Annotated in this window: 16 protein-coding genes; 4 read left to right on the forward strand and 12 right to left on the reverse strand. The window is 49.8% G+C overall.

Going from position 1 to position 25,584, the window contains the following annotated elements:
• Positions 1–34: 34 nt before the first annotated feature.
• The 6 genes from ACKFKH_RS02270 to ACKFKH_RS02295 form a co-directional block, all read right to left on the reverse strand.
• Positions 35–4,456, reverse strand: coding sequence for a glycosyltransferase (locus tag ACKFKH_RS02270; RefSeq protein ID WP_446856607.1), 4,422 nt, complete (start codon positions 4,454–4,456; stop codon positions 35–37).
• A gap of 140 nt (positions 4,457–4,596) precedes the next feature.
• On the reverse strand, positions 4,597–6,465 hold the full coding sequence (locus tag ACKFKH_RS02275) for a methyltransferase domain-containing protein (protein WP_446856608.1): 1,869 nt from the start codon (positions 6,463–6,465) through the stop codon (positions 4,597–4,599).
• Entirely contained in the window at positions 6,458–7,744 is a 1,287-nt protein-coding gene (locus tag ACKFKH_RS02280; RefSeq protein ID WP_446856609.1) for an ABC transporter ATP-binding protein, read from the reverse strand. Before ACKFKH_RS02280 ends, ACKFKH_RS02275 begins: the two co-directional genes overlap by 8 nt.
• 153 nt (positions 7,745–7,897) lie before the next feature.
• Positions 7,898–9,004: a radical SAM/SPASM domain-containing protein gene (locus ACKFKH_RS02285; RefSeq protein WP_446856610.1), complete on the reverse strand. Its 1,107-nt coding sequence runs from the start codon at positions 9,002–9,004 to the stop codon at positions 7,898–7,900.
• Positions 9,005–9,236: 232 nt separating this feature from the next.
• Positions 9,237–10,085 carry an ABC transporter permease gene (locus ACKFKH_RS02290; RefSeq protein ID WP_446856611.1) on the reverse strand — a complete coding sequence of 283 codons (849 nt, stop codon included), beginning with the start codon at positions 10,083–10,085 and terminating at the stop codon, positions 9,237–9,239.
• A 132-nt stretch (positions 10,086–10,217) separates the two neighbouring features.
• Positions 10,218–10,802 (reverse strand): hypothetical protein, encoded by a 585-nt coding sequence (locus ACKFKH_RS02295; RefSeq protein ID WP_446856612.1) that lies wholly within the window; start codon positions 10,800–10,802, stop codon positions 10,218–10,220.
• On the opposite strand from ACKFKH_RS02295, the gene ruvB reads away from it, so the two are divergent.
• Positions 10,792–11,979 carry a Holliday junction branch migration DNA helicase RuvB gene (ruvB, locus tag ACKFKH_RS02300; protein ID WP_446856613.1) on the forward strand — a complete coding sequence of 396 codons (1,188 nt, stop codon included), beginning with the start codon at positions 10,792–10,794 and terminating at the stop codon, positions 11,977–11,979. The genes ACKFKH_RS02295 and ruvB overlap by 11 nt on opposite strands.
• A 15-nt stretch (positions 11,980–11,994) precedes the next feature.
• Positions 11,995–12,855 carry a tetratricopeptide repeat protein gene (locus tag ACKFKH_RS02305; protein WP_446856614.1) on the forward strand — a complete coding sequence of 287 codons (861 nt, stop codon included), beginning with the start codon at positions 11,995–11,997 and terminating at the stop codon, positions 12,853–12,855.
• On the opposite strand, the gene ACKFKH_RS02310 is transcribed toward ACKFKH_RS02305, so the two are convergent.
• Entirely contained in the window at positions 12,845–13,663 is an 819-nt protein-coding gene (locus tag ACKFKH_RS02310) for a TIGR01548 family HAD-type hydrolase (RefSeq protein ID WP_446856615.1), read from the reverse strand. The two genes, ACKFKH_RS02305 and ACKFKH_RS02310, sit on opposite strands and share 11 nt — an antisense overlap.
• Before the next feature lie 108 nt (positions 13,664–13,771).
• On the opposite strand from ACKFKH_RS02310, the gene ACKFKH_RS02315 reads away from it, so the two are divergent.
• Both ACKFKH_RS02315 and glgB read left to right on the forward strand, forming a co-directional pair.
• Positions 13,772–14,071, forward strand: coding sequence for a 30S ribosomal protein PSRP-3 (locus ACKFKH_RS02315; RefSeq protein WP_446856616.1), 300 nt, complete (start codon positions 13,772–13,774; stop codon positions 14,069–14,071).
• 323 nt (positions 14,072–14,394) lie between these two features.
• Positions 14,395–16,692, forward strand: a complete 2,298-nt coding sequence (gene glgB / locus ACKFKH_RS02320; protein ID WP_446856617.1) for a 1,4-alpha-glucan branching enzyme — start codon at positions 14,395–14,397, stop codon at positions 16,690–16,692.
• Positions 16,693–16,697: 5 nt separating this feature from the next.
• Here glgB and ACKFKH_RS02325 read toward each other — a convergent pair whose 3' ends face one another.
• The 5 genes from ACKFKH_RS02325 to hpsA all read right to left on the reverse strand — a co-directional run bounded on the left by ACKFKH_RS02325 (position 16,698) and on the right by hpsA (position 25,528).
• Positions 16,698–17,321, reverse strand: coding sequence for a GspH/FimT family pseudopilin (locus ACKFKH_RS02325; RefSeq protein ID WP_446856618.1), 624 nt, complete (start codon positions 17,319–17,321; stop codon positions 16,698–16,700).
• A gap of 160 nt (positions 17,322–17,481) precedes the next feature.
• Positions 17,482–18,015: a prepilin-type N-terminal cleavage/methylation domain-containing protein gene (locus ACKFKH_RS02330; RefSeq protein ID WP_446856619.1), complete on the reverse strand. Its 534-nt coding sequence runs from the start codon at positions 18,013–18,015 to the stop codon at positions 17,482–17,484.
• A 37-nt stretch (positions 18,016–18,052) separates the two neighbouring features.
• Complete coding sequence (locus ACKFKH_RS02335) at positions 18,053–19,156, reverse strand: PilW family protein (RefSeq protein WP_446856620.1); 1,104 nt, start codon at positions 19,154–19,156, stop codon at positions 18,053–18,055.
• Complete coding sequence (locus ACKFKH_RS02340; protein WP_446856621.1) at positions 19,150–19,923, reverse strand: type IV pilus modification PilV family protein; 774 nt, start codon at positions 19,921–19,923, stop codon at positions 19,150–19,152. The genes ACKFKH_RS02335 and ACKFKH_RS02340 overlap by 7 nt, the downstream gene beginning before the upstream one ends.
• A gap of 31 nt (positions 19,924–19,954) precedes the next feature.
• Positions 19,955–25,528, reverse strand: coding sequence for a hormogonium polysaccharide biosynthesis protein HpsA (hpsA, locus tag ACKFKH_RS02345; protein WP_446856622.1), 5,574 nt, complete (start codon positions 25,526–25,528; stop codon positions 19,955–19,957).
• Positions 25,529–25,584: the final 56 nt, after the last annotated feature.

Raw genomic sequence — 25,584 nt, forward strand, 5'->3', positions numbered from 1 at the left:
CCCCCAAAATAGAAGGTTAGGAGGCAGAAGCAATCTATTTGATCGCTTGAACTTGCATCTCGTAAAAGCCATTGACAAGCAGGGCGTTGGTGCAGGTGACCTCTCTAAATCCACAGCTTGCAACAATAGCCGATAGCGACTGAGCGCTAAACATGTTGTAGTGAAAGTTGCCGCCGTAATCCTGGGCCCCGTAGGTAATTTTTCTCAAAGCATCCCAGGAGAAATTCCCTTTTGAATACTCCATCAGCATATGTTCTGCGTCAGGGCAAATAATCACAAGCTTGCCGTTTTCTTTGAGCAGATCATACCAGTAGGGTAAAACGTGAGTCTTAAGCTCATATTCCGGCATATGTTCAACTAGGTGAGCCGCATAGATTTCTGAGACGCTGCCTTTCTCAAAGGGTAATTGACTCACATCTGCAATCACATCTACGCCAGGAAGACTTCTCTCATCTACATTGATGTAGTCCTCCATGACTTTTGTTCCACAGCCGAGATTGAGTCGCAGATCAAAACACTGGTCAAGTTTGGCTGGGTTGAGAATCGAGGGTGCAGCTTGCGTTTTTGCTTGATAAGAAAGCTCGCTTCTGATCACTTCCCCTTCAATAATGACTTGAATTCTGGTCTCATCCAGCAGTCGCTTTAAATCTCGCAGATCTTCTCTCAGATCACTAATTTCTTGTTTAATCTCTTGCGTGGTTTCTTCAGCCCTTTCTCTAATGTCAACTTTCACACTAGAAATTAAATTGAATAGCTCTGTCTTAATAGTTAATAACTCAGTGTCCATAATTTCTTGCCTATCTTCGATTCGCCTTTCAACCTGTTCTAGCTTATTCTCGAAGCTCTGGCGCGATCGTTCTAGTTCAGATTTTAGTTGATGGTTTTCGGCGACCAGCGTGCGGTTGATCAGCGTCTGCATCTGCATGGAGTTGTAGAGCACTGAATGAATGAATTTTGCCGCCTTGGGAACGATCACCCGGTTGGCGATCGAGTTCAATACGCCCCAGCCGATGATCTTGGGTTTGGTAACTTCCCAGTCTGCCCGCAGATCAGCAGGATTGGCTCCATCTAAAGGAGTAGACACGTTGGCATCGGTGGCATGTTCCATCTTTTGAAGCTCTCTTTCTCGCTTGACGACTTCTTGTTCAAACTGCTCGATCGTGAGGTGGCTAAAGGGCTTGACTGAAATCGCAGAATCAATCAACGCCGCATACCCGTTGACGCTGGCCTTGGCCATATTTCTGGCAGACAGCCCCTCAACTCTCTGCTTTGCTCCAACGCCTAGCCGCTGTCTGAGGTGATCATCCGTGACGAGCTTGAGAATTTTTTGTGCCAAGTCTTTAGGATTGTCAGGCTCAAACAAAAGCCCCGATTCGCCGTCGGTCACGACTTCAGGAATTGCCCCGGCTCTCGCCCCGATCACAGGCTTTTGGTGAACCATCGCTTCGAGCGCCACCAGCCCAAACGATTCGTAGCGTGAAGGAAATACCATAAAGTCACAGTTGGCATAGAGCAATTCTCGTCGCTCTTCGGTGACCATGCCGAGAAACTGTACGCGAGTTTGCAGGGTGCGGTTTAGAATCGAGCCGACCTTTTCTTGCCAACCTTCGATGTCTTTGCCCGCAATCCAGACTGAAATGCGCGAATCTTGAGGCATGACGATTTTGAGCGCTTTGAGAAAGATATCAATGCCTTTGCGAGACTCTAATCGCCCGATAAAGAGAATTTGAATTTCTCCACGCTGAAGATCTTTGGGTAGCTCGCCGTAGTTTGTAAAATTGCTGTAGGCAGGCCAGGGCTGTACGCCGAGTAGCTGCACCGACCAGCGATCGTCGGGTTCTACTTGATAAGCCGACACAAAAGAGTCTTTGACGCTCTGACTAATAGCGACCACCGCATCTGCATGACTCACCAACGCCTGTTCCATTTCTGCACAGAGTTTCAGGTCTTGATTCATTTGCCAGCCGTTGATCTCCATTGAGACTAAGAGCGGCGTGACCAATCGAACCATCAAAGGCACCTTGAGTTGAGAACGGTACGCCAAAACGCCAATACTTTCAAAATCCCAGACCGCCGATTCAATGACGCTAATGGGGCGATCGTGGTGAATCGTTTCAGTCAGTTTGGCGACCTTTCTAGACCAGGCCAGATTTTTAGACAAAATTGGATATTCAGGCAAACAGTCTGCATACTCCACCACGGCCACTTGAATATGAGTAAACGGGCCGACGACAATCGTCGCATCTTGAACGCCACGACTGATCACCGTCACTTCATGCCCTAGCTGAATCAATTCTCTAGCAAGGGTTTGATTGTATGCGCCAATGCCTCCAAAAGCGTGCGGCGGAAATTCTTGAGAGATGATCAGAATGTGCATTTTTTGCGGCAAAGGGTTAGCGGGGGAATGCGTTTCGACAACCTCTAAGTAAGGCAGAAATGGCAGGGTTGGAGCCGTGAGCGATCGAGAAAATTTTCGAGGAAAGCAGGCATCATAATAACCGCGCAAAGCCCCTGCGATCGCGCAACTACAGTGATAGAGCGCCTCTTTTAGCCCCAGGTCGCCGCCATACCAGGCCCGAATAAATTCTAGACATCGTTGCTTAAGAATATTTTTTGCGGTAACTGCCACTCTTTTGACGATAGAAGTGGTTTTATTGGCATTCTTCATACCAAAGTAAACTGTGTTTTTGGAAATAACTTTCCAGTTAAAGTTATATTTTCCTAAACGGTTGTGGCTTTGAGCAAACTCATGTCTAACATAAGCTTGATTGGCGTTTGCGAGTAGACCGCCTGCCTGCTGCAATCTTACGGCTAAATCCGTTTCGTCTAAGTAGTAGTCATATTGTTCGTCAAAGCCATTGACGGCGACCAGCGCTGCTCTAAAAAAGGTTGAATTTGTCCCCATCAGATAGCGATAAAACTTAGTATCTGTTACGCGGGGATCGGTGTGGTGTACGTGGGCAGCGGTTCCAAACAAATCGGTAATGCCTGCCTCAAACTGAAAGAAAAAGTTATTTGCAAAAAAGGTGCGTCCGCCGATTCCTACGACACCGGGGAGAATCTCTTGATAGCGGTTGACAATTTCTGTGAGCCAATTGTCGTAGGGCAGCGCGTCGTCATCAATGAAAGCAACAATGTCACCCGACGCTTGTTCGATGCCTAAATTCCGTGAGATCGACAGGTTTCTCAGGGAGTTTTGAGCAATTTTGACTTCTTTGCGATCGGCGAGAACCTGCATCGTGTCGTCTTTAGAAGGGCCGTTGACCACGATGACTTCAAAATGGGGATAGTGCTGATCTTTTAGATAATTGAGGCATCTCAACAGATAATCACTACGGTTGCAGGTACAAATGACGACTGAAACTTTGAGCGGCTCTTTTTGAGCATTTGAGCGTTCTATTTCATCTAAGATTGAATATAAACTTTGTTTGACCGTGGATGGACTAAACCGATTGGCCTGCCGCAGGCCATGATGAATGGTGTCTTGTCTCAGTCGCTCATTGCTAAAGATAGAATGAATGCGATCGACGGCTTTTTTAACATCCAGGCTATCTAATGCACCGGGACTACTTCCCAAGGTGGTTTGTACCGCAGTTGAGGCATAAGCAACCACAGGAATCTGATAGTTAAACGCCTCGACGATCGGCACACAAAATCCTTCATGCTCACTCGCGCACAGAAATAAATCAGCCGCTTTGTAATAAGCAGGCAGGGCCTCATCTTCGACTTTTCCGGAGAGCGTAATGCGATCGCTCAACCCATATTGCTGAATTTTAGAGACAATTTTACTGTAGTAAGTATCCTCTTCTGAGTACCGACCGACTAGATACAAATGGGGCGTTTGGTCAGGATGCTGGGTTACATAATGAGCAAAAATATCAACCAGGAGATCTTGTCGTTTGTTAGGAGCAATTCTACTTACAAATAGCCAAACTTTATCGGCATCCCCTCTCAAATCAGCGATTAATCGCTCAGCAGGAGAAGTCTTGGGTGGAACTGGCACCGCGATCGGCAATTCTTGAACTGAGTTGAAGCCTAAAGCTGCAATTTCTTGACAGTTATAAGGAGAATCTCCGATCGCGAAATGATAGTGATGAATGATTTTTTGAAGTTGAGATCTCCCTTTTTTGCAGAATTCGTAGAGGCGATCGCCCCGCTCAAAAAAGGTATGCGGCGTGATGTTGTGGTAAGCAAGAATCTTGTACCCTCTCAGCCCCACGATTTCGGGTGCAAGTTCTGAGTAGCCCGAAAAGTGATGGATCAAAACCACATCTTCATCCATCTGAAACTCAGAGAAAGGGCGGCGATAGGCTTCTACCCGATGGTCTGCATATTTACTAAAAATTTGAGCGTTTTCTCCCCGCTCTAAAAGCATTTGATGGAGCCGGATAACTTGATTAGAAACTGCATCGCCAAAATCTAAAGCATCTAATACCTGCACATATCTCAAACTCATCCGCCTTCTCCTAAGCCTGCAACAAGGGTCTACTCAGATTACGTTTGTTTTTAAAGGTTAGACTGTTCATTACAATGAGCTTGTACTTCCGATCCACGCATCCAATTTTTCTGTCTTGAATGACGCTCAAAAAGCCAGATTTAAGGCTCATAAATCGTCACGATAAAATCTTCTGCTAAGTAGGTCGGCGGATCATCAAACCAGCGAATTGCTTCTTGCACCAGGGTCAATCTGAGCACATAGCAGCCCGATTGGGTAGGTGCTTGAAGTTGCATTTGATAGGTCGTTGCTACCTGTCGATTAAATGAGAGTATACCGGATGCTTGTGTCAGTGGAGGCAGCAGTTTTGTCCGTTCTCCGCCATACACAATTCTTTGGGTGGCTCGTTCATTCATCCAGTGATAAGAGAGATGAACAGGATTTGGAGAATAGCTGTTCAACACAAAATCGCTGCTGTTTGTCAACTCCACTGAGATAGAAAATTTTCTATTAGTTGTGAGTTCAGTCGGGACTTGCCTCGCTTTTAGTTTAATCTTATCAGCGGGAATCTCTGGCAGCGGAGGCATGTGTAGATGGTTTGCAATTTGAGTGGGATTGATCGGTTGGTGAGACCCGATCGCAAACAAACTGGAAGCCGATCGCACGTCCTGTTTAGAAGATTTTCTCAATAAACTGCCTCCCAGATCGCTCTGAGTGGCAAACCAAATCAACACATGCTCAAAATGCTGACTAAGTTGACGTTTTAGCACCCGTGGAGATTGCTCGTTGATATGCATCAACACTTCATTAGACGTTCGGGGTTGTGCCGGGAGATAAGCTCCTATAGAAGCAGCAAGCCTCCGTCTGCGTGCATAGTCATATTGGTAATACCAGAGGTTGGGAGATGTGTGGATGATCAATAACCCATCTGACTTGAGTTGTTGAGAAACTCGCCGATACAGGGTGTCAACGTCCTCGACTGATAATTGCTCAATCACATTAGCAGCGATCGCTAAATCATAGGTTCTTTCAGGTAACTCAACGGTACAGATGTTATCGCAGTGGAAATGTACTTTTTTTTGCTGTACTTTTTCTTGCAGGGCTGGGTCGTCTTCAAACCACTTTTTGGTCTGTGCGATCGCGGCTTCAGATTTGTCAATTGCACTCACTTCAAACCCTCTTTGAGCGTAGAAATAGCTGAGTTCGCCTCGCCCACAGCCCAGATCAAGAAGACTGCCAGAGTGTTTTGTGCTGGCGATTGCGACGATCGCTTGTAGTCTGGGATCTTCTAACTTTTTGCCGTTGTATTTTCGGTAGGATTTATAACCACTAAAGTCTCTAGTGCAGTAGTCAAGCGTATGAGGCTGAACGGATGAGTCCGCTAAAAGTGACCCTTGCGATAACTGCGAAGTCGCTCGGCGTTGTCTCATTTGCGCTGAATAGGATTCAGAAACTTTGATCAAAAGTTCGCCTGCATATCCTGGAATCACGCCATACCATTCCACCAGATCTGCATATCGCAGCAGAAACTCACTGACGGATGAAAAGTTGTACTGCGTCCAAAAATAACCATCCACTAAGACAAATCGCCCTTGTTGAAAAGCAATCTCTAAATCATGAAAAGAGCCATTTCCATCTTGTTGTCCATCCACATGAATTAAGTCATAGATATCACCCGGAAACTGCTGCATCGTCTGGGTATCTTCTATCAAAAAATCAGCCTTAAACGATCGCGTGATTTCTTTAGCCCAGTTGATAGCGCCTTTAACGCCGCCAAACTGATCTGAATCGATATCAATTCCCACATAGTGAGCGTCAGGACTGCCCTTGAGAAATGCCGCAGCAGAATAGCCAAACCGCACCCCAATTTCTAAAATAGAAGTCGGCTTTAGCGTATGCGCGATCGCCCATTTCAATCGATAGTAATCAACCCAGTCATCAAATAAATCAATCAGAGGATCGTCAGGATTTGCAGTCTCTCTAAAGTCATATTGAGAGTGTTTAAACTGCTGAATAATCGATTCAAACATGAGCTTTCCTGTGGGTCTCGACAGTTGGGTAAAGGTTGACAATTCCTCCCCAACCCCTGGTTTCTTTGTCTCGCAAAACTTTGAAAGAAGCGGCATTGTGGACACGAGCAATATTGCGCTCAAAGTATCCTTCTCTGCCTCCGTCTGAAACGCCGATCGTAATCGTGTAATCCCCTTCTGCAAGCGGGACGTTGACCCGAAAACAAGTCTCGATCGTGGTGCCTTGATTCACTGACCCAATTGGTTGATCAAGTCCGTAGGTATGATTGACAAAAACTGTAAAGCCCGTGCGATCGCGAATCATAAAGCCCACAACGGGGTCATCAAATGCTTCCAAAAATTCCACACCGATGACAATTTGCAGCGATCGACCACTGATTACAAACTCTGTTTTCTGGTTGTCTTCATCCAATAGTTGAACAGAGTAAACTTTTAGCTCTGGTGAAACAACTGCAACGACATCAGATCCGCTGCTAGAGAAGTTAGTTTGAGGTGAGCCTGTCTCAGAAGGCGCTTGAATCGCTACCGTTTCTAGTTCGCGATCGTTTTGTTTGAGCAGTTTGACTTCGTATAAATCAATCACCTGTTTGGCATCGGCTCTCAAAACTAGCCTGCCTGCCTCAAATAAAACAGCTTGTTTACATAGCGAATAAACAGATCCAGAATCGTGAGAGACAAACAGGAGCGTGGTGCCTCCATCTCTGAGCTTTCTAATGCGTTCAAAACACTTTTGTTGAAAGAAAACATCCCCGACGGCCAGCGCTTCATCGACAATTAAAATATCAGGCTCAGTACTGACAGCGACCGCAAAAGCTAGACGAACAAACATGCCGCTCGAATAGGTTTTGACGGGCTGATCAATGAAGTCTCCAATGTCAGCAAACTCGGCAATCTCTTCGACTTTGTGTTCGATTTGTCGCTGGCTTAATCCCAAAATGCGTCCATTAAAAAACACATTCTGTCGCCCTGTAAACTCTGGATTAAAGCCACTTCCAAGCTCTAATAATGCTGAGACGCGCCCGTTGACGTTCACTTCGCCCGCAGAGGGAGTCAATGTCCCCGCGATCACTTGCAGGAGTGTACTTTTGCCCGCTCCGTTTTGCCCAATAATGCCTAGCGTTTCCCCTTTCAAAACCTGCAAGTTTACGTCTTTAAGCGCCCAAAACTCGTCTGCCAATTGCTTGCGAGGCAGCAAAATTTCTTTGAGGCGATCGACGGGTCGTGCGTAGCGCTTAAAACATTTGGAGACGTTTTTTAGTGAAATTGCAACCTCACCCATAATCTGATACTGCCAACTAACAACTGCCTCACACCCAGACAACACCCCAAAACCCACTAAAGAATACCACTAAACTTTATCGATTCTGTGTGTATGCACCCAGTCAGTCTGCACTCTAAAAAAACTGGTTAGAGAATGCGGTTGATATCTCACTTAAGCGCGCAGTTGTTCACAGTTTCGGCATAGGGGATTGGTCACCTCGTTACTGATAAATTCCTGACGCAGCGCCTGCATGGGAGCGCCATTCCAGATGTCTGCCAGGGTTTGATGATTTAGATTTCCTAGTACATAGCGCTTGTCGTAATCCAGACAGCAAGGCACTACATCGCCATCCCATTTAATCGTCATGCGCCGCCAGGGAAAGTCACAGGTCACATAAGGTTTTTGTAGGGTTTGAGAAGCTGCCAGAACGTTCACATCTTGAGCATTGCCATCCCAATTGATAAAGGACTTGGAGAGAAATTCATCGATCCCAGGAATCGATCGCCAATAGTCACCCAATTGCTGAATGCTGCCTTCGTTGAGCGGAAAGTTGATCATCGACAAGGTAATCCGCGTTTGATAGCCGCCTTCAACTTTGCGCTTAAGAAAATCAAGCAGTCTTTGTTTAGAGAGATCGTAGGCGTTTTTGACTCCTCTGATTTGCTCAAAAGAGGCGTTGTCGTGTCCGTCTAGTGAGCAGTACAGGTGAGCCGGATGCGCTTCTAATAAGTCGTGCGCCACTCGCTCGGTCAGCATGAAAGGATTGATCGACAGAGCCGTTTGAAGCCCCCGATCGCTGGCGTAGCGCATCAACTTGGCAAACTCTGGATGCACCAGGCTTTCACCAAATCCATGTAGCCAAACTTCTGACTCTCTGGCGGCTTTGGGATTCGCCATGACAAACTCATCGATCGCGCGCTGAAACAGATCAAACTCCATTAGTCCTTGAGCGCGGGTCATGTTATTCGTTCTGGCACACATGACGCACTTGAACGGGCAGCGGTTGGTCAACTCAATATTAAAGATCGTAAAGGGATAGGTGACTGTCAGAGGGCGGTTTTGAGCAGAAGGTTCGAGAAAGGGCGGCTCATCCGTTTCGTCATCTAAAGATGGCTCTGGAGATGGCTCTGGGTAGCTCTGGAGTGGACTTACCTCGACTGAAGGCAGGACACGCTCTGAAGCGCTTTCTGAGACACTTTCTGAGACATTCAAACTGTCTTCTTCCAGCACGGGCAACAACTTTTCAACATATCTTCTCAACGTTGACACCAAAGACATGGCTACTTCTCCGCAATTGACTCACACACATAGCACTCAGGATAACCTGCTAATCTTGCATCGTTTTGTTAAGCGATCGCCCAAACTCTAAAGACCTGAGATCGGCTCTCTATTCCAGGTATACTTCCAAACTCTTGGAGATCCCCTTAACCCCCTCTGGGAGGAAAAGAAATGTCTTTAAAGTTTCCTTTTTTACCTGAAATGATTCAGGAGAATTTAAGGGGTCACTCGATTAGAGAACGTCTGCAAATGCAGGACGGAGACGCTTGTAAATCCACAGTCCTCCGCAAAAAATAACCAGGGAGACGACCGACGTAGCTCCCCATTCCGCCCACAGATGCACTTCGCCAACCAGGATCAGATCGCGGTTAACTTCGACCAGGACTGCCAAAGGGTTTAGCCAAAATACCCAGGGTTTGATTTGGGTTGGAATAATTGAAACGGGATAAACGATCGGGGTCACATAAAACAGAAGATTGACCAGAACCCCGATCGTCTGAGGAATGTCTCTCAAAAAGACGGTCAACCCTGCCATCAAGTAGCCCAATCCCGCGGTCAAAAGCAATTGAGGAACCCAAACCAGCGGCAGCAGCCAAAGTGTACTGTGAATAGTATTGCTGGTAAATGCTACAAACAAAATCAGAGCCATCAAGCCTAACGAACTTTCAACAAAGGCGGACAAAACGGGCACCAACGGCAGTAAGGTCAGTGGAAAAACAACCTTTTTGACTAAGTTGGGCTGCCCGATTACCGACACAGAGGACTGCACCAAGCCTGTTGTAAAAGCCGTCCAGGGCACCAGTCCCGCAAAAAGCCAGAGACCATAAGTGAAATTATTGGCGGCAAGACCAGGCAGTTTGAGTTTGACCTGAAGGACGATCGAAAACAGATAGGTATAGACCAGCAGTTGAGCGAGTTGGTTAATTAGTGACCAGAGGTTGCCTAAAACTGATCCTTTATAACGTGCCTCCAGATCTCTCTGGACAAGCGTTTTTAGCAGATCCAACTTTGTCCACCACGGATGATGAGTCGGCAGCTTTTGGATAACTTTGCGGGCAACTGCCTTGACTGGTTTTAACAAGCGATCGTTCCCCTTCGCTAAATGTTTGCGAGATCTGAGGAAGAGACAACTGTCAAACGCTGAGTCGATTGCAACATCGATTGCAACGATGAGAAAGCAGATCCGCTCATGTTCTCGCTGGTAGACAGGATATCAGGTGACGACTTGCTGTAAAGCCTGAGCGATCGCTTGTTTTTGTTCGGCATCATAGCCCCAGCGTTCTAGAAAGCTTTGATACTGCCCTGTGCCGGATGCGATGCTCTCTAGCAAACTCTGAACCTTGGTTTGCACCTCTGCCAGTTGAGTTTGTTGAATTAGATTAGTCGTGCGTTGCTGTACCCGTTCTGAACCCTTAGCTAAATCAAGCTTCTGACTGCGTGTGTGAGCCAAGATCATGGCGGTGGACATGGCCAGATTTTTGACCAGCAGTTCGGACACCATTGAGGGGGACGATCGCAGCGCTGCCACCACTTCTTCAGAAGGTCGATCCGCCAATGGACGAGCGTCGGTTAGATAGGTGACAAAAAATCCTCGTGCGCCATTTTCAGTCGCGACTAAGTTGGCAACGGTTGCGGCATCTGACTCAGACAGGCCCTCTTGCTCAATTTTAGACAGCAAAGATTGAGTGAGGGCGATCGCCTCCTCAAAAGAAATGGAGTCAGGGACGATGAAAGTCGGGTCAATCGTCATACTTTTTTGGCGTTCATGGGTATGATTGTACTCAATTATGGCGATCATCTCCTCTAAAAAACAGGCGCTTGAGCCAGAAGATCTAGATACACCAGTGGGACAGCTTCCCCTCTCGGTGTCCGATTCGCATGGCGGCGGCCAGCCTCCCCAAAAGCCTCCCAAGGTCGCCCTACAACCAGAGCCAGACGATCGCGACAAAAAAGCGGCTAAAGAACTGCTCCAACCAGAGTCAGAACCCGAAGAACACGGCAAGCAAGAAGATCACCTGCGTCCCCAAAGCTTGCAGGACTACGTGGGACAAAAAGATCTCAAAGACGTTTTAGATATTGCCATTCGGGCCGCCAAAGCCCGACAGGAATCAATGGATCACCTGCTGCTCTATGGCCCGCCTGGACTGGGCAAAACCACGATGTCGCTGATTCTCGCTTCTGAGATGGGGGTCAATTGCAAAATTACCAGTGCGCCTTCTTTAGAGCGTCCCCGCGATATTGCTGGACTGTTGATGAATTTGCAGGCCGGCGACGTGCTGTTTATTGACGAAATTCACCGTCTGCCAAGAATTACAGAAGAACTGCTTTATTCCGCGATGGAGGATTTTCGACTCGACGTGACGATCGGCAAAGGTCAAAGTGCTCGAACTCGATCGCTGCCCTTACCTCCCTTTACGCTGGTGGGCGCGACGACGAGGGTAGGAGCTTTGACTTCTCCGTTGCGCGATCGCTTTGGGCTGATTCAACGTCTGCGCTTTTACGAATTAGATGAACTGACAGAAATTATTCTCCGCACCGCGAGTCTGCTGAATACGTCCATTACTTCTGATGGAGCCAGCGAAATTGCCCGTCGCTCTCGCGGAACGCCCCGGATTGCTAACCGACTGTTAAAGCGGGTTCGAGATTATGTTCAGGTCAAATCCTCGGGCAAAGTGACTCAAGACGTGGCAGCAGAGGCGCTGGAGCTATTCAACGTAGACCCCTGCGGATTGGACTGGACGGATCGACGCATGTTAAGTTTTATGATCGAGCGGCACAACGGCGGCCCAGTTGGGTTGGAAACGATCGCCGCCTCCACGGGAGAAGATGCCCAAACGATCGAGGAAGTCTACGAACCCTACCTGATGCAAATTGGCTATCTCAGCCGCACCCCACGGGGAAGAATCGCCACCGCCGCCGCCTGGAAACATCTTGGCTACCAGCCACCCGACAGCCAAATGTCATTTTTGTCCTAAATCTGGAGTTGTCGTATGAGTCGCTTGTTGCTGAAATCTTTGCTGGCTTTTTTGCTGGTGATGATCGTCGAATTTTCTGCCCTGCCTGTCTTAGCGGAGGAGGCTCCTGTCTCTACACCTGTGCCGACGGTTGAAGACGTGCCTGCCCAACCGACTGCGCTGGATATGTTTTCTCAAGTCGGGGAGTTGAGGCAGAAAGCCTTTGAGGCTACCAATAAAGGAGACTTTAAGACGGCTGAGGGCTACTGGACTGAAATGATCAAACAACTGCCCGATAGTGGGGCTGCTTGGAGTAATCGTGGCAATGCCAGAGTCAGTCAGAACAAACTTGAAGACGCGATCGCCGATTTCAACAAAGCGATCGAACTGGCTCCGACGGCTCCTGATCCCTATCTCAACCGAGGCACTGCACTCGAAGGATTGGGTAAGTGGGAAGCCGCGATCGCTGACTATAACCACGTTTTAGAACTTGATCCCAAAGACCCGGCCGCCTACAACAATCGCGGGAACGCCGAGGCTGGACTAGAACAATGGGAAATCGCGGCGGCTGACTTTAAAAAAGCGGCTGACATGGCTCCTGAGTACGCCTTTGCCCGTGCCAACTACGCACTGATTAAATACCAACTGGGCGAAACCGATGAAGCCATTCGCACGATGAAAAATCTGGTTCGTAAGTATCCCAAATTTGCTGATATGCGGGCTGCGTTGACGGCGGCGCTCTGGGTACAGGGCAAACAAGGCGAAGCGGAAAGCCAGTGGGTGTCTGCGGTGGGACTCGATCGCCGCTACAAAGACCTGAAATGGGTAAAAACGATTCGTCGCTGGCCCCCCGCCATCACTGCTTCTTTAGAGAAATTCTTGAGCCTCAAGTCCTGACCAATTGCTGAATGGCGATCGCCGTTAGTTCCTGCACGTTGGCAAACACGATTTCGGCTCCGGCTTGTCGCAGAGATTCTGCATAGTCCGATTGGCGATCTCCTTGAGATGCCCGCAAGGGGTCGCTCGTCTCCTGAACGTGAGGTGGCAAAACTCCCACGCCTATCCAACGGCGATCGGGCTGAATCTGACGGGCCCGTTCCACTGTGTACATATCTGCAACGGTGTCGCCGACGTAGATCACAGGAAGCGAAGCATTCTCAGCAAAGGATTGGACGCTGGCAAATAGTCCCGTGGGGTCAGGCTTACCGGGCGCATCCTCCATCGCGACTAAGAGAGGCGATTGCAGCCCCAGTCTTTTCTCCAATATATAATTTGCGGAGGCTCTGGTTGCCCCACTAAAAAAGCCCCAGTGAATGCCTGCCTCGGTCAGACTGTCTAAATATTTGGGCTGCATTAGCAACGGTTCTTGACAGATATAGCCCGTCCAATTGTCAGGATCAGTTCCCCGGTAGCGAGACTGAAAAAACGCCACCAACTCTGAATAGTCGAGATTGAGCGAACTTCGCGACGTGCCTTGAGCTTCAAAGTAGCGATACGTCAACTCCTGCGACGCTTCCCAATCGTTGTTCCAAACGCCTTCTGCCTTGAGCGCATCAATTTCCTGCGATGAGGGACGATAGGCTCCTTGAGTAAATTTTTCCACTGTATCAGCCAGAGCGCGACGGTAAGACCCGCTGACATCTCTCACCACGCCATCAATGTCAAAAATGACGATCGCTCCCTTCAAATTCGCTGCTTGACTCACTAAATCCTCCTCTCTAACACTCAATCTCTCAATCTTCACCCCCAGACCAGAACAGTACGGTAGAATAGCTGATTGTAATCAAAGCTTGGGACTGCGCTGGAGGTTGGATTGACGAAGTTTATTCTAAAGGTTCTCTGGCTAGATGAGAACGTGGCACTGGCGGTGGATCAGGTGGTTGGCAAGGGCACGAGTCCTTTGACTTCTTACTTTTTTTGGCCGCGCAACGACGCATGGGAACAGCTAAAAACTGAACTCGAAAAGAAACATTGGATTACCGAAGCCGATCGCGTTGAGTTGCTCAATAAAGCGACTGAGGTGATCAACTACTGGCAAGAAGAGGGCAAACGTCGTCCTATGACAGAAGCTCAGGCAAAATTTCCTGAAGTCACCTTTACAGGTAGCGCTTGAGGATTGACTGAGATCAATTTTTGAATCGGTCAGAACAGCCCTTAACTTGCAATCTTAGCGAGTTGGGGCTTGTTTTATACCCTGGTGGTGTAGTCTACAAATGGCATCATTTTTGTTTATATCTTTCATCGGTTTAACTTATCTAAGAAGTCCCTACTGCTAAAGATCCAAAAAGCTGCCGAGATTCCTCAACTCCCAAATAGTCACAAAATTACGTCAAGAATTTGAGACTTTTACAATGATTTGATACGGTTTATGACAGAACGTTAAATTTTTTCTTCTCTAGATTTCTTTAGCCAATTTTATTTAAGGCAGGTAGCTTCATGTCGATGACCATCGCTCCCGATCAAATTGAACGGATTATTTGGAACCAACATCACGATCCGTTTGAGGTGCTGGGGCCCCATCCGATCGAGCGCGATGGCAAAACAGTCTGGGTGGTGCGAGCCTATCAGCCCAACGCAGACGCTGCCTGGGTGGTGGTTCCTGATCAGCGGGCCGAATATCCGATGCAGTCGGTTTACCATCCTCACTTTTTTGAATGCACGATCGACACCCCCGAACTCGCCAACTATCAGCTACGGGTTAAGGAAGGAGAGCACGATCGCGTCATTTATGATCCCTACGCCTTCCAGTTTCCCTTCTTGACGGATTTTGATACCCATCTTTTTTCTGAAGGCAACCACCACCGCATCTACGAAAAGCTGGGGGCACATTTCACCAAGCAGAATGGAGTTGAGGGGGTCTACTTTGCAGTTTGGGCACCCAACGCCCGCAACGTCTCAGTGATTGGAGATTTTAATTATTGGGATGGGCGCAAACACCAGATGCGGAAGGGTTCGACGGGCGTGTGGGAACTGTTTGTTCCTGGCTTAGGGGTCGGAACTCACTACAAGTACGAAATCAAAAACCAAGACGGACACATCTACGAAAAGTCCGATCCCTACGGATTTCAGCAGGAAGCGCGACCCAAAACAGCCTCGATCGTCGCTGATCTCGACTCCTACCAGTGGCAAGACCAGGATTGGATGGAGCAGCGCCGTCATACCGAGCCTTTAACTAAGCCTGTTTCCGTCTACGAAGTTCACATTGGCTCGTGGCTACATGCTTCTTCTGCCGAGCCTGCCAAGTTGCCCAACGGAGAAACTGAACCTGTTGTCGTCGTCTCCGAACTTAAGCCAGGAGCCAGATTTCTGACCTATCGAGAATTGGCTGCCACGCTGATTCCCTATGTGAAGGAGCTGGGATTTACTCATATTGAATTGTTGCCGATCGCTGAACATCCCTTTGATGGCTCGTGGGGCTATCAGGTGGTGGGGCACTATGCCTGCACGTCTCGCTATGGCACGCCTCAAGATTTTATGTACTTTGTCGATCAGTGTCACGCCAACGGCATTGGGGTGATTGTCGATTGGGTGCCGGGTCATTTTCCCAAAGATGGTCACGGTCTGGCGTTTTTTGATGGCACTCATCTTTACGAACACGCTGACCCGCGTAAAGGCGAACACAAAGAATGGGGCACCCTCGTTTTTAACTACGCTCGTAACGAAGTTCGCAACTACCTGGTTTCTAACGCAGTCTTCTGGTTTGACAAGTACCACATTGATGGAATTCGCGTCGATGCGGTTGCCTCAATGCTCTATCTAGACTACTGCCGCAAAGAAGGCGAATGGGTGACTAACCAGTATGGCGGTCGAGAAAACATCGAGGCGGCTGAGTTTCTGCGTCAAATGAACCATGTGGTCTACAGCTATTTTCCGGGGGTGCTGTCGATCGCCGAGGAATCCACGTCCTGGCCGATGGTGTCCTGGCCAACCTATGTCGGGGGACTGGGATTCAATCTCAAGTGGAATATGGGCTGGATGCACGACATGCTCGATTACTTCCACATGGACCCGTGGTTTCGCCAGTTTCACCAAAACAACATTACCTTTAGCATCTGGTACAACCACAGCGAAAACTTTATGCTGGCGCTCTCCCACGACGAAGTGGTGCATGGCAAGAGCAACATGATTGGCAAAATTCCGGGAGACGAATGGCAAAAATTTGCGAGTTTGCGCTGCTTATACGCCTACATGTTTGCCCATCCAGGTAAGAAAACGCTGTTTATGAGTATGGAGTTTGGGCAGTGGAGCGAATGGAATGTCTGGGGCGATTTGGAATGGCATCTCTTGCAGTTTGAGCCACACCAAAAGCTAAAGGACTTTATGAAGGCGCTCAACACGCTCTACCGTCGCGAACCCGCTCTCTACACTCAAGACTTTGCCCAAGAAGGGTTTGAATGGATCGACTGTAGCGACAACCGTCACAGTGTTGCGTCTTTTATTCGTCGTGACAAAGATTCTGATGAGTCGGTGATTGTTGTTTGTAATTTCACGCCTCAACCTCACAGCCACTACCGCGTTGGCGTACCAGAGCCGGGATTTTACACGGAGCTTTTGAACAGTGATGCCCGTGATTATGGCGGCAGCAATATGGGTAATCTGGGCGGTAAATGGACGGATGAGTGGGCTTATCAAAATCGTCCTTACTCGATCGACCTCTGTCTCCCTCCATTAGCGACGCTGATCTTGAAGCTCGATCGCGCCAAAACTCAAGCTGCTCTCAAAGCCAGCGAGTAGCTCATTCAATCACAGGGATTGTCTAGCCGCGTCGGACGGTTCTGCCCGGTTCGCATGGCTCCGATCAGTGTCGAAACAATAACGCATCGCTTGGCAGAACTGCTGGGGGCAGACAAGACAACTCTCCCCAGGTTACCGTTCACTTCACCGTAGTGGTTGAATTGGATCTTGTGGATGCCCAATTTGTCGGCTTGGGGTTTTGTTTCATCTGAGTTTAGCTGGATGCCATTCTCTAGGCTGCTCCAGGAAAGGCGATCGGGGTCAGTGATTGGGGCTGTGGATTGAATCACCCACTGAACTCGACCATCTTTTTGTCTAAAACTGACCTGCTGGTTGATACGTTTGAGCTTGGCGGTACTTTGCGCTTTCCGCAGGATTTCAAACACTTGACCCTGGGCAATGTTCAATTTTTGGGTGTTCAAGAAGGCTAACCAGCTTGGGGCAGAGATCGCGACCAGGACTCCAATCAGCAGCACCACAACCAGACTTTCAATTAGCGTAAATCCTTGATTTCGAGATGGGCCAAACTGTGGCTTTGAGTCAGGTTTGAATCTTACTCCAATTTTTTGGAAACTTGAAGGGTGCAGATGCATGTTCGATCGCCCTGATGCTGAGAGTATTTCACACATCAGAATTCCCTAAAAATCGAGCCTGCTTGATCTACCACTCAAGCTTTCTGCATGAGATGCGGTCAGACAGCACTTGCACAGCACAAAGCCCAGTCCTTACAAAAGTTTTAGGCACCGGGCTTCATTTTTAACGCTTCATTCTTAACGATGACAAGTGTCGCTAAACCGGACAGTCGTCTCCAGATCCGTCGATCATCGCTCCTAAGAGCGTTCTGATAGTCACACACCGCCGCGGATTTGGGGCAGCTCCAGGTCGAATCGTGATGGTATAGCCAACCGCAGCAGAAGTTGGAATCAAGTTGCCGTCTGTGTCGAAGATGACTCTGGATGTGGCAGGAGCTGCACTGAGTCGAATCGTTCCGGGCTTGAGGTTGCCGATCGACTGCCAGGTGTTGATCGTCCGGTTTGCACAGGTGACGGTGTTTGTGGTGTATTGAACGGTTGCTACTCGTGGGTCGTTGCCGTTGTTGTCAAAGCAGACTTCTCGACTGAGTTTGGTGCGTTTTGCTTCGGCCTGGGCCGATCGCAGCACTTCAAAAACTTGACCTCTCGCCGCACCGACCCGTTGATTGTTGACAAAAGCGATCCAACTCGGAGAGGCGATCGCAAACAGGACGGCGATCAACAAAATCACAACTAATAGTTCGATCAGGGTGAAGCCTGCGATCGAGTTCTTTGATTTTCGCCTTCTCATCTTCTTCTCCAGTAAAAGCACAGCAAATCACAGCCCTCTAAATCTTATTCAACACGCCACGAACCAACACTCGCGTCTCCATCGGAACCGGAACACTGCCTCTAACGGGAATTCCAGGTCTCCCTGCGGCGTTGCCTTGAATCCGCACAACAACTTCCTGGTTGAGGGTGCCATTGCTGACTGCTCCTTTGACGCAGACGTAAAACCCTCTTGCAAGCGTATTGGTCAACGGATTGGTCGGCGCGGTAGTTGGGGTGAGTACGTAATCTGTAGTGGGTGCCGGGCAAGTAGGGGTGGCTTGACTGCCACTGAGATCAACAAAATCGACAAGGACTTGGTTGGGTGTATTAACACTCATCCCAGGTCTAGCTACTAAAGGAACTCCGTTAGAACCGAGCGGCCAACGAGAAAATGTAGTGTCTTGACCTGCGGGATAATACCAGCCAGGAGTTGGTTGAGGGTTGCCACCTGCACTAGCAGTGGGCGTAAAGGTAAATTGTGGAAGCTGATAGCGCTTGATTCTAGCTTTACCTCTCCAGTTGTTTTCAGCCCGTCCACTCAGTGAGTAGACAACTAACGTGTACATCTGACGAGAAATACAGGGAACCCCAACAATTGCTGGAGGCAAGTTGGCATTGTTTGCAGTCGTGGCGATCGCCCGTGCATTTGTCGAACAAGCTGCAATCAGAGGGTCAGGTAAGGGGTCAACTCTCCAGAACGCTAGAACGGGAATATTTTCCGTGTTTCCGCTTCCAGCAATTTCGGTCGGAAGCGCATTCGTTAGTCCTGGGCAGGTCGGATCACCTGATGGTGTCAAGCATCTGCCGTCATAAACGAAGACCGCCTCACGTAAATCACGGGAGATATAGTCGATCGCCATTTGCATTTCGCGCTGGGTGTCGCTTCGAGAGGCTTCTCGCTGGTTGGTTTGAAGAAGCTGTACCACTGTAAAGAGGAGGAGCGTGACGATGATTCCTCCAATGAATAGGGCCACTAGAAGCTCGATCAGGGTGAACCCTTTGAGGTTGCCCTTTTTCCGATAGAACCAGAGCCGAAGAGGGTGCGATTTTTGTTGTTTAGCCATCATTCTTTCCTGATTCGATCGTCCTGATTCATCGGGTGAGGGAATGCCTTTTAGCATTGTCCAGTCGTCCTGGCGCTTAATGGGCAGAGCGTACGGAAAATTTGCAAGTTTTGGCTGGCACCACTTTTAACGATCGTGGTGTATTGCACTGCTAACGGGCGGATACGTTGAGCACCCAATCCAGAGGTGCCTTTTAAGGTGGCTTGCTGGGTTTGACCGCGACCCGCTCTTAGCGCATCCTCCGCTACGCTGGCATAGACCCGAACGCCTACCACGAATCCATCGGGGACAGCAGTACCAACTGGGGTAAGTTCTCCGTTTGCATCAACACCAGGGCTGCGAAAAGTCTGCATTAGAAATTCGGGTCTACAATCGCCTTCGGTGTCTAGGGGGAGATACTGCGCCACGGGAAGTGGAGTGCCTGTATAAGTGTTGCAGGTTGAGTTTGAGGACAATACAGTACCACTGGAAATCGTTGGGGCAGGCACCGTACCGTCTCCACGAATGGTTGCGTTTGTGGCGGTGGCTGGAGGGAGTTGAGCAAGGGTATATCCTCCCCGTTCGACGAATGTACGAACTCGATCGACTTCGCCTTGAGCGAGTTGAGAGGCTTGCTCGGCTTTGCGGTTTTGGACTCGTGTGCCCGTGGCCCAGAAGATGGGCGGGAGGATGCTAACCAGGGTGACGGTGATCACGATGATGGCTACGAGTCCTTCGATGAGAGTCAGCCCCCGGTCTGAGTGGCGGCGATTTGCGCTTAGTTGGCGGGTGAGACTCAGAGCAAACCGCATTGCCAAACAGGGAGACCGTGATTCTGAGGTCATAGAACTTGAACCTTGTAACATCTCAGTCTCCTTAAGACGGTCTGGGACAGTTGATTCTGGCATCGGCTGGCACCCCAAGGCGCTGACGATTTGCTGGGAGCGCAACGGTCTCACAGAGATTATTGATGTAGGGGTCGTTGGCGGGTGGCTCGGTGTAGTATTCGTTGCGGTTTTTGCTGGCAGTTACAAATCGAGAGGCTGCGGGGCTGGCAGGATTAAACTGGAGCGCTACGTCATAACCCCAAATCCGAGTGGGCGGTTCATAGTATCTATAGCTGTTGCTGCCAGTTTCAGGGGTTTGTCCAGGCTCCCAGGCTTCTGATTCGTAAGGTGCGGTTGCGTAATTGGTAAAGCTGAGTTGCAGGAATGACCCCGAAAAGTTGAGTCTTCTGTTGTTTCCGGCTCCCCATCGTTCTAAAAAGCGAGGGAAGTTGTGCAATCCACCATAGCCCTGGTTTAAGCGAGAAGGATTGATGCCACCGACGATGATCGTGTTGACCCTAGTATTTGCGGGTAGAGTGAACTGTCTCCCTACTTCAACGTTCTGTCCAATTGTGAAGTAATTGTCTCTGTTGTAGAGGGTAGGGAGGGGTAATGGGGGCTTGGTGCCAGCAGTCACTTCCGCTGGTGTTGCCGCAGTTGTTCGTGAAGCTTCGGTCAGAGGCAAGCCGAGGCGCGAGATTTTGATCGGTGAAGTGAAGTCAACATGATAGTTAGAACTCCGTTGAGGCAGCGTTGAGGGAGAAGAGTTTTCTCTCACCCAGTCGGCGGTAGCGGCGATCGGTTGGCTAGGGCGATTTTGATTATGGAATGAGGTGCCGTAGTTGCTGTTTCCATTAATGCAACCGGGGCCATACAAGCCAAATTCTCGTCTGCCGTAAGGCGTGTAGTTACCCCCAGGATTATTTACTGCTCCTGCATCGGCAAGAATACCGAAGTCGGGTGATGGATAGGCGGCTGTGGTGCCAGAGGTAGCTGTGGGTGTTGGAATGCTTGCTGCGGGGCGGACAAAAGAGTCAGCGATACTGCCGTCACAGAAGGTGTAAGAGAGGACGGTGATGCTGTCAGCTAAGATTTCTGAGGGTCGCCAACGGTCTTTCTCAGTAGCTGCTCTGCTGGGGTCGGTGTTGGCAAAGCGATCGTCAATGTTTCTCCGACCGTAAAACTGGGCTGGGGTGTAGGCAGCGTCAGCAGGGAGGAGGTCTCTAAATTCTTCTAGAATTGCGCCTGCTTCGGTGTCTGCTCCGTTTTGGTGAAGGTTAAAGTCTCCTTGAATGTATACGGATTGGTCACTAAAGAAGGAAAGACCTCGATCGTTTTGATCGCTGCCAACCCCTGAAATAACGTTGCCTTCAAAACTGCTGTTGCGTTTGACCTGCGAACCGTTGCGAAGGCGGAAACCGTGAACGCGGCGATCGGGATCGGGCAACTGGTCGATCGGTTTATCCGTAACCCCTCGATTGGTCGCAGTTAGAGGAATGGTTGGATCGACTTGGGCTGCCAGATTGGTGAGATTCATACCAGTGCCAGCAGGACGGGCGATCGCGTCTTCTCGAACTGCATCTTCTCTAAAGGCGTAGACAATACCGCTCTTGGGTAACCAGATGTCTGTTCCAGATTGCTTACTGCGGAGCATCCCCAGATCGATGTCCATTGTGCGAGTGAGCATCAGTTGACGACCGTCAAAAAAGGCGCGATCGAGGAAGCCCAACGCAACGGAGCGGGGAGTCATTTTGCTGTCTCTGTCGGTGCCGCTGGTGGGGGCGAGAATGTAATTGGTTGGAATGTTGGGCCCACCGCTAATGTCTGGAGACGGAGCCGCTGCTAATATCGCTGGATTTGTCTCGTAGGGCAACTTCCAGTCTGAGAAATCTACCCTTCTTGGAATCAGCGCAACCGCGTTCACAGAGCGATCGGGTACAGGAAAAGGAGTCAGATTTTCATCAGGGTGGCGGTTTGGGGTGTTGGTGACAGTGCCTCTCAGCGTGACTCGCCCATTATTGGCAGCGATGCTATCGACAGGAGTCAATCTGGGGAAGTAAGTAGATGGGTTATCTGCTCTGGGATTTTCGGTGAGATTGGTCGGAGCGGTTGCGTCCACGACACGGAATCTGACTCCAGCACTGTTTACCGGACGGATAGTGGTGTTGATGTAGGTGTCAACGACATAAGGTTCTTTGTCCAAGGCGTTGAAGGTGCCCAGGGTTGCAGGTGGTTGTTGTGCAGCAGCAGTGATGCTTCCAGGCTGACGAGTGTCATACTCACCGCGTCTGTCAGCAGCATTATTGGGGGTGTTGGGAGCGGGTGCTGTAGCGCCAGCTGTTGTAGAGCCGACTAGGGCAGGAGTGGTAGCGGGTTCGGTGATTGAGCCAGCCAGTTCGTGGTCTTGTTCGGGGAAGAGGTAGTAGAGCGCTGGAAACTTGGGTAGGACAGATGCCGTTTCAGGTCTACCAGGCACGTACTTCTCAGTGTTGATTGCTCCACACAAGCGAGACAGGAAGAATCTGTAGTTACCCAATCGTCCTCCTTGAGCGTATCCAGCAGGGTTAGCGGGTAAGCCTGTCGTTCCCAGGGTCGATGGGGTGGATGAGGGAATGCCGCGACTTGTGGGGGCGAAAGTAAATTCGTCAGGGTCACAAGCGGATGGGAACATGAACAGGCTAGTAGAACTAGAACTAATTGGATTCTCAGTCCGGTTGAAGATGTATTCACCGAATATGGGCGATGGTCGAAACCCAAAGGTACGATCGCGGCGAATCTGATACTTGAGCATGATTAATTCAGCCATCCGCACCACAGGATCTTTGGTGATGTCTATGCCTGCTCTTAGACGAGCTTGTCTGATTGCCCCGACCCAAGCCTCTGGCGGGACATTGTAGTAGTCTTTTGCATTCCAATTATTTTGGCTGAACTGCGCGTCTGTCGCAGCAGGATTGTACCCATAAGATGCCAATTGACCGCGTGGCAAAACGCCGATAAAGGATCTGGTGGCATCGTTGGTCTGCATCAGATTCTCAATGGTTTCTGCCAACTCATACATGACGTTCTTGCTGGCATCGGATGTGACTCCTGTCAGCCCAAAGTTGTACTTAACGTCGTTGGCTGGGTTAGCGGGGTCAAATCTGCGAATCTGCTCAATGTTGTAGGCCAACATACCCACCGTACAAGCAGCCGTCTGCAAATAGGTCTTGTCAGCGATGCTCAAATCTGCGTATGTAGTCCCAGCTTCAAGCCTCTGGAGAACTCGCCGCAAGTTAGAGTAGTTCCCCCACATAGTCAGGGCTGGGTAGGGGTGAATGATCGAACTTCCAGCAGCCTCTTGTCTGGGTGGGTAAGCGCCATCCGGGTCGCCAGCAAAGTTTGCTAGGTTGGTCAGCGCGATTCTCAAAGCACTGCTCGGATTACTAACATCTCTTACAAAGGTTGCAGCACTTTGACCTAACGTACTGGTGTCACTTGCCGAGCCAGGAGGCAGAAACTCCCAGCCGTTGGTGCCCCGACCCGTAAAGAAGTCGGTCATTAGCATTGGGTCGGTTGCGCCGCCGATCGTCGTTCCGGTTACACCTGACGCAAACAAGGTGGGCAAGAAATTAACCGACTGGCGCAGCGTCGTCAGCGTTCCGGGGTGAACCGTGCTGGCAAGACAAGCGATCGGGAAATCAGGATTCCCTTCATTCAAAGTTCTATCTGAGTGATAGACAGCAGTCGCTTGCACAGCAGACACGTTATCTCTCAAGGTGCGACGCTGCAGATCGATGTGACGGACACCACTTGCTCCGGTTGCGGGTGTCGCTGGGTAAGGAATGACAGTTGGCGGAATCAGCGGATCACCTTCTCGCTCGGTAGCCGCATTAATTACGTTATCAGCAGTGTCATATCGCGGAGTGACCCATGTGTTGACGTTGCCTAGCTCCAATCGCTCACCGACGAGGATACGCATCCCTTCATTGCGGGCGCGCCGCTCCCAATAGCCATCCAGCCCGACTCCTTCAGCAGGTTGGTTTGGATTTGAAGAAGCGCTCGAAGTTAACTCAGGCTTGCCAACAATCGGCTCACCCATCCTCAAAGGAGCAGTAATCCTATTTTCTTCTTTTGAGTCATATCTGGGTTTAGGGCCCCAGCGATCGTCTGCCCGATACAAGTCATCCACATAGGGCGCAACCTGCGGGTCTGTACGAAGTCGCTGCGGGAACGTTGCCTCAACTCTTGCCCAGTCGTTGCGGTTTCCTTCCCGATTGTTTCTGCTGCCTTGCCCCGGTCTGACCTGATAACCGTCTTCAGTCAGAATGAGCGCTGGATCGATCGAGATTTGGATGGGACTAGCGACTCCGTTGCCCACTCCATCTGATGCCGTATTTAGCGTTACGCCAGTCGGATTGGCAGTAGGAAGATAAACTGTTGAACTGCCGCTGCCAGCAGTATCCGTTACGCGACCAGAAGCCACCAACCCCAGGAAGTCACGATTTGGTTGCTCCGCAGTCGGAGTAATGTTGGTGACGGTGATCTCAGATGCATCGGGCGTAAATAAACAAGATGCAGGAGAGCTAATGAGATGCGCGTTGAAGTTGTTGTCTCCACCGATCACCAGACTCCCCTCAGTGTGCATTGCCCCATTCCAGTTAAAGGGGGCACCTGGATAAACTTCCAAGTCGTTGCGGAACCAGGCTCCCCACTTGTTGCCCCGGTTTAGCTGGCGATCTTGCTGAAATTCTAAAGTGACAGCCGTTGCATTAGGGTTATCAGGGACGACAAAAGCATCAACCTGAAAGTTTTTCTTCAAAATTGACGTATTTGACCTGTCATCAAACCAGCCTCGCAAACCTGATTTGGTGCCTGTATTAAAGTTGCAATTCTGCGCCCTTGTTTCGTTACTGAGTGGCCCCTGCCGAATCCACAAGCTTCTGGCTTTTTCCTGGTCACTTAAACGAAGCAGCAGTTCGTTGGGGTCTGCTTGACTCGCAGGGTTAGCCTGGTTTGCCGTGTCGGTCGGACTGCTAAAGATGACTGAGTAGATGACCGTCGCATCAGCCCTACCGTCTCCATTGGTATCGGTACGAAAAGACCAGGCGTTGTCATTTCTACCGTCGCGATTGATGTCAACTCGCTCCTCATCTGGCAACTGGTAAGGATCAAAAGCATCAGTAACTGCTCCCCCAACTGGGCGAACCCGTAGAGTAGTCACACTACCGCCCCCCGGCAGCGGCTGACCATCATTGAGCATCATCCCCAACAGCGTGGACTCGGACGGCACCCCACCGGGATAGCGTGTGTCTTTGCTAGGGTCAAACAGAAACTCGATTTTGGCACGGGCCCGATCGATCGCTGGCGTGGCGGCGTTGTAGATCACGCGCTGTTGACTTTGCCCGATCACCTGGGTATTGCGGTTAAAAGCCCGAAGGGTCAGGGCCCCCACCGTTAGCGTCACCACCAAAATCAGCAAAACAGTCGTTGGCAAAATAAAGCCCGCAGCCGATCGCGTCCTACGTTGGGTCATCAATGCGGTGCGGATGTATCCCAGGATCACCCGTTTGGTGAGGGATTGGTAGAGCTTCCAGATCTGGCGAAATGGCCCCTGGATTGCCTTAGCGAGTTTACGGTTTGACATAGCTGCTAGTTGTGGCAGAAAGAAAAAGGGTCGGATGCAAAGAGTCTCGTTAGAAC

Source organism: Phormidesmis sp. 146-20 (assembly GCF_052939475.1).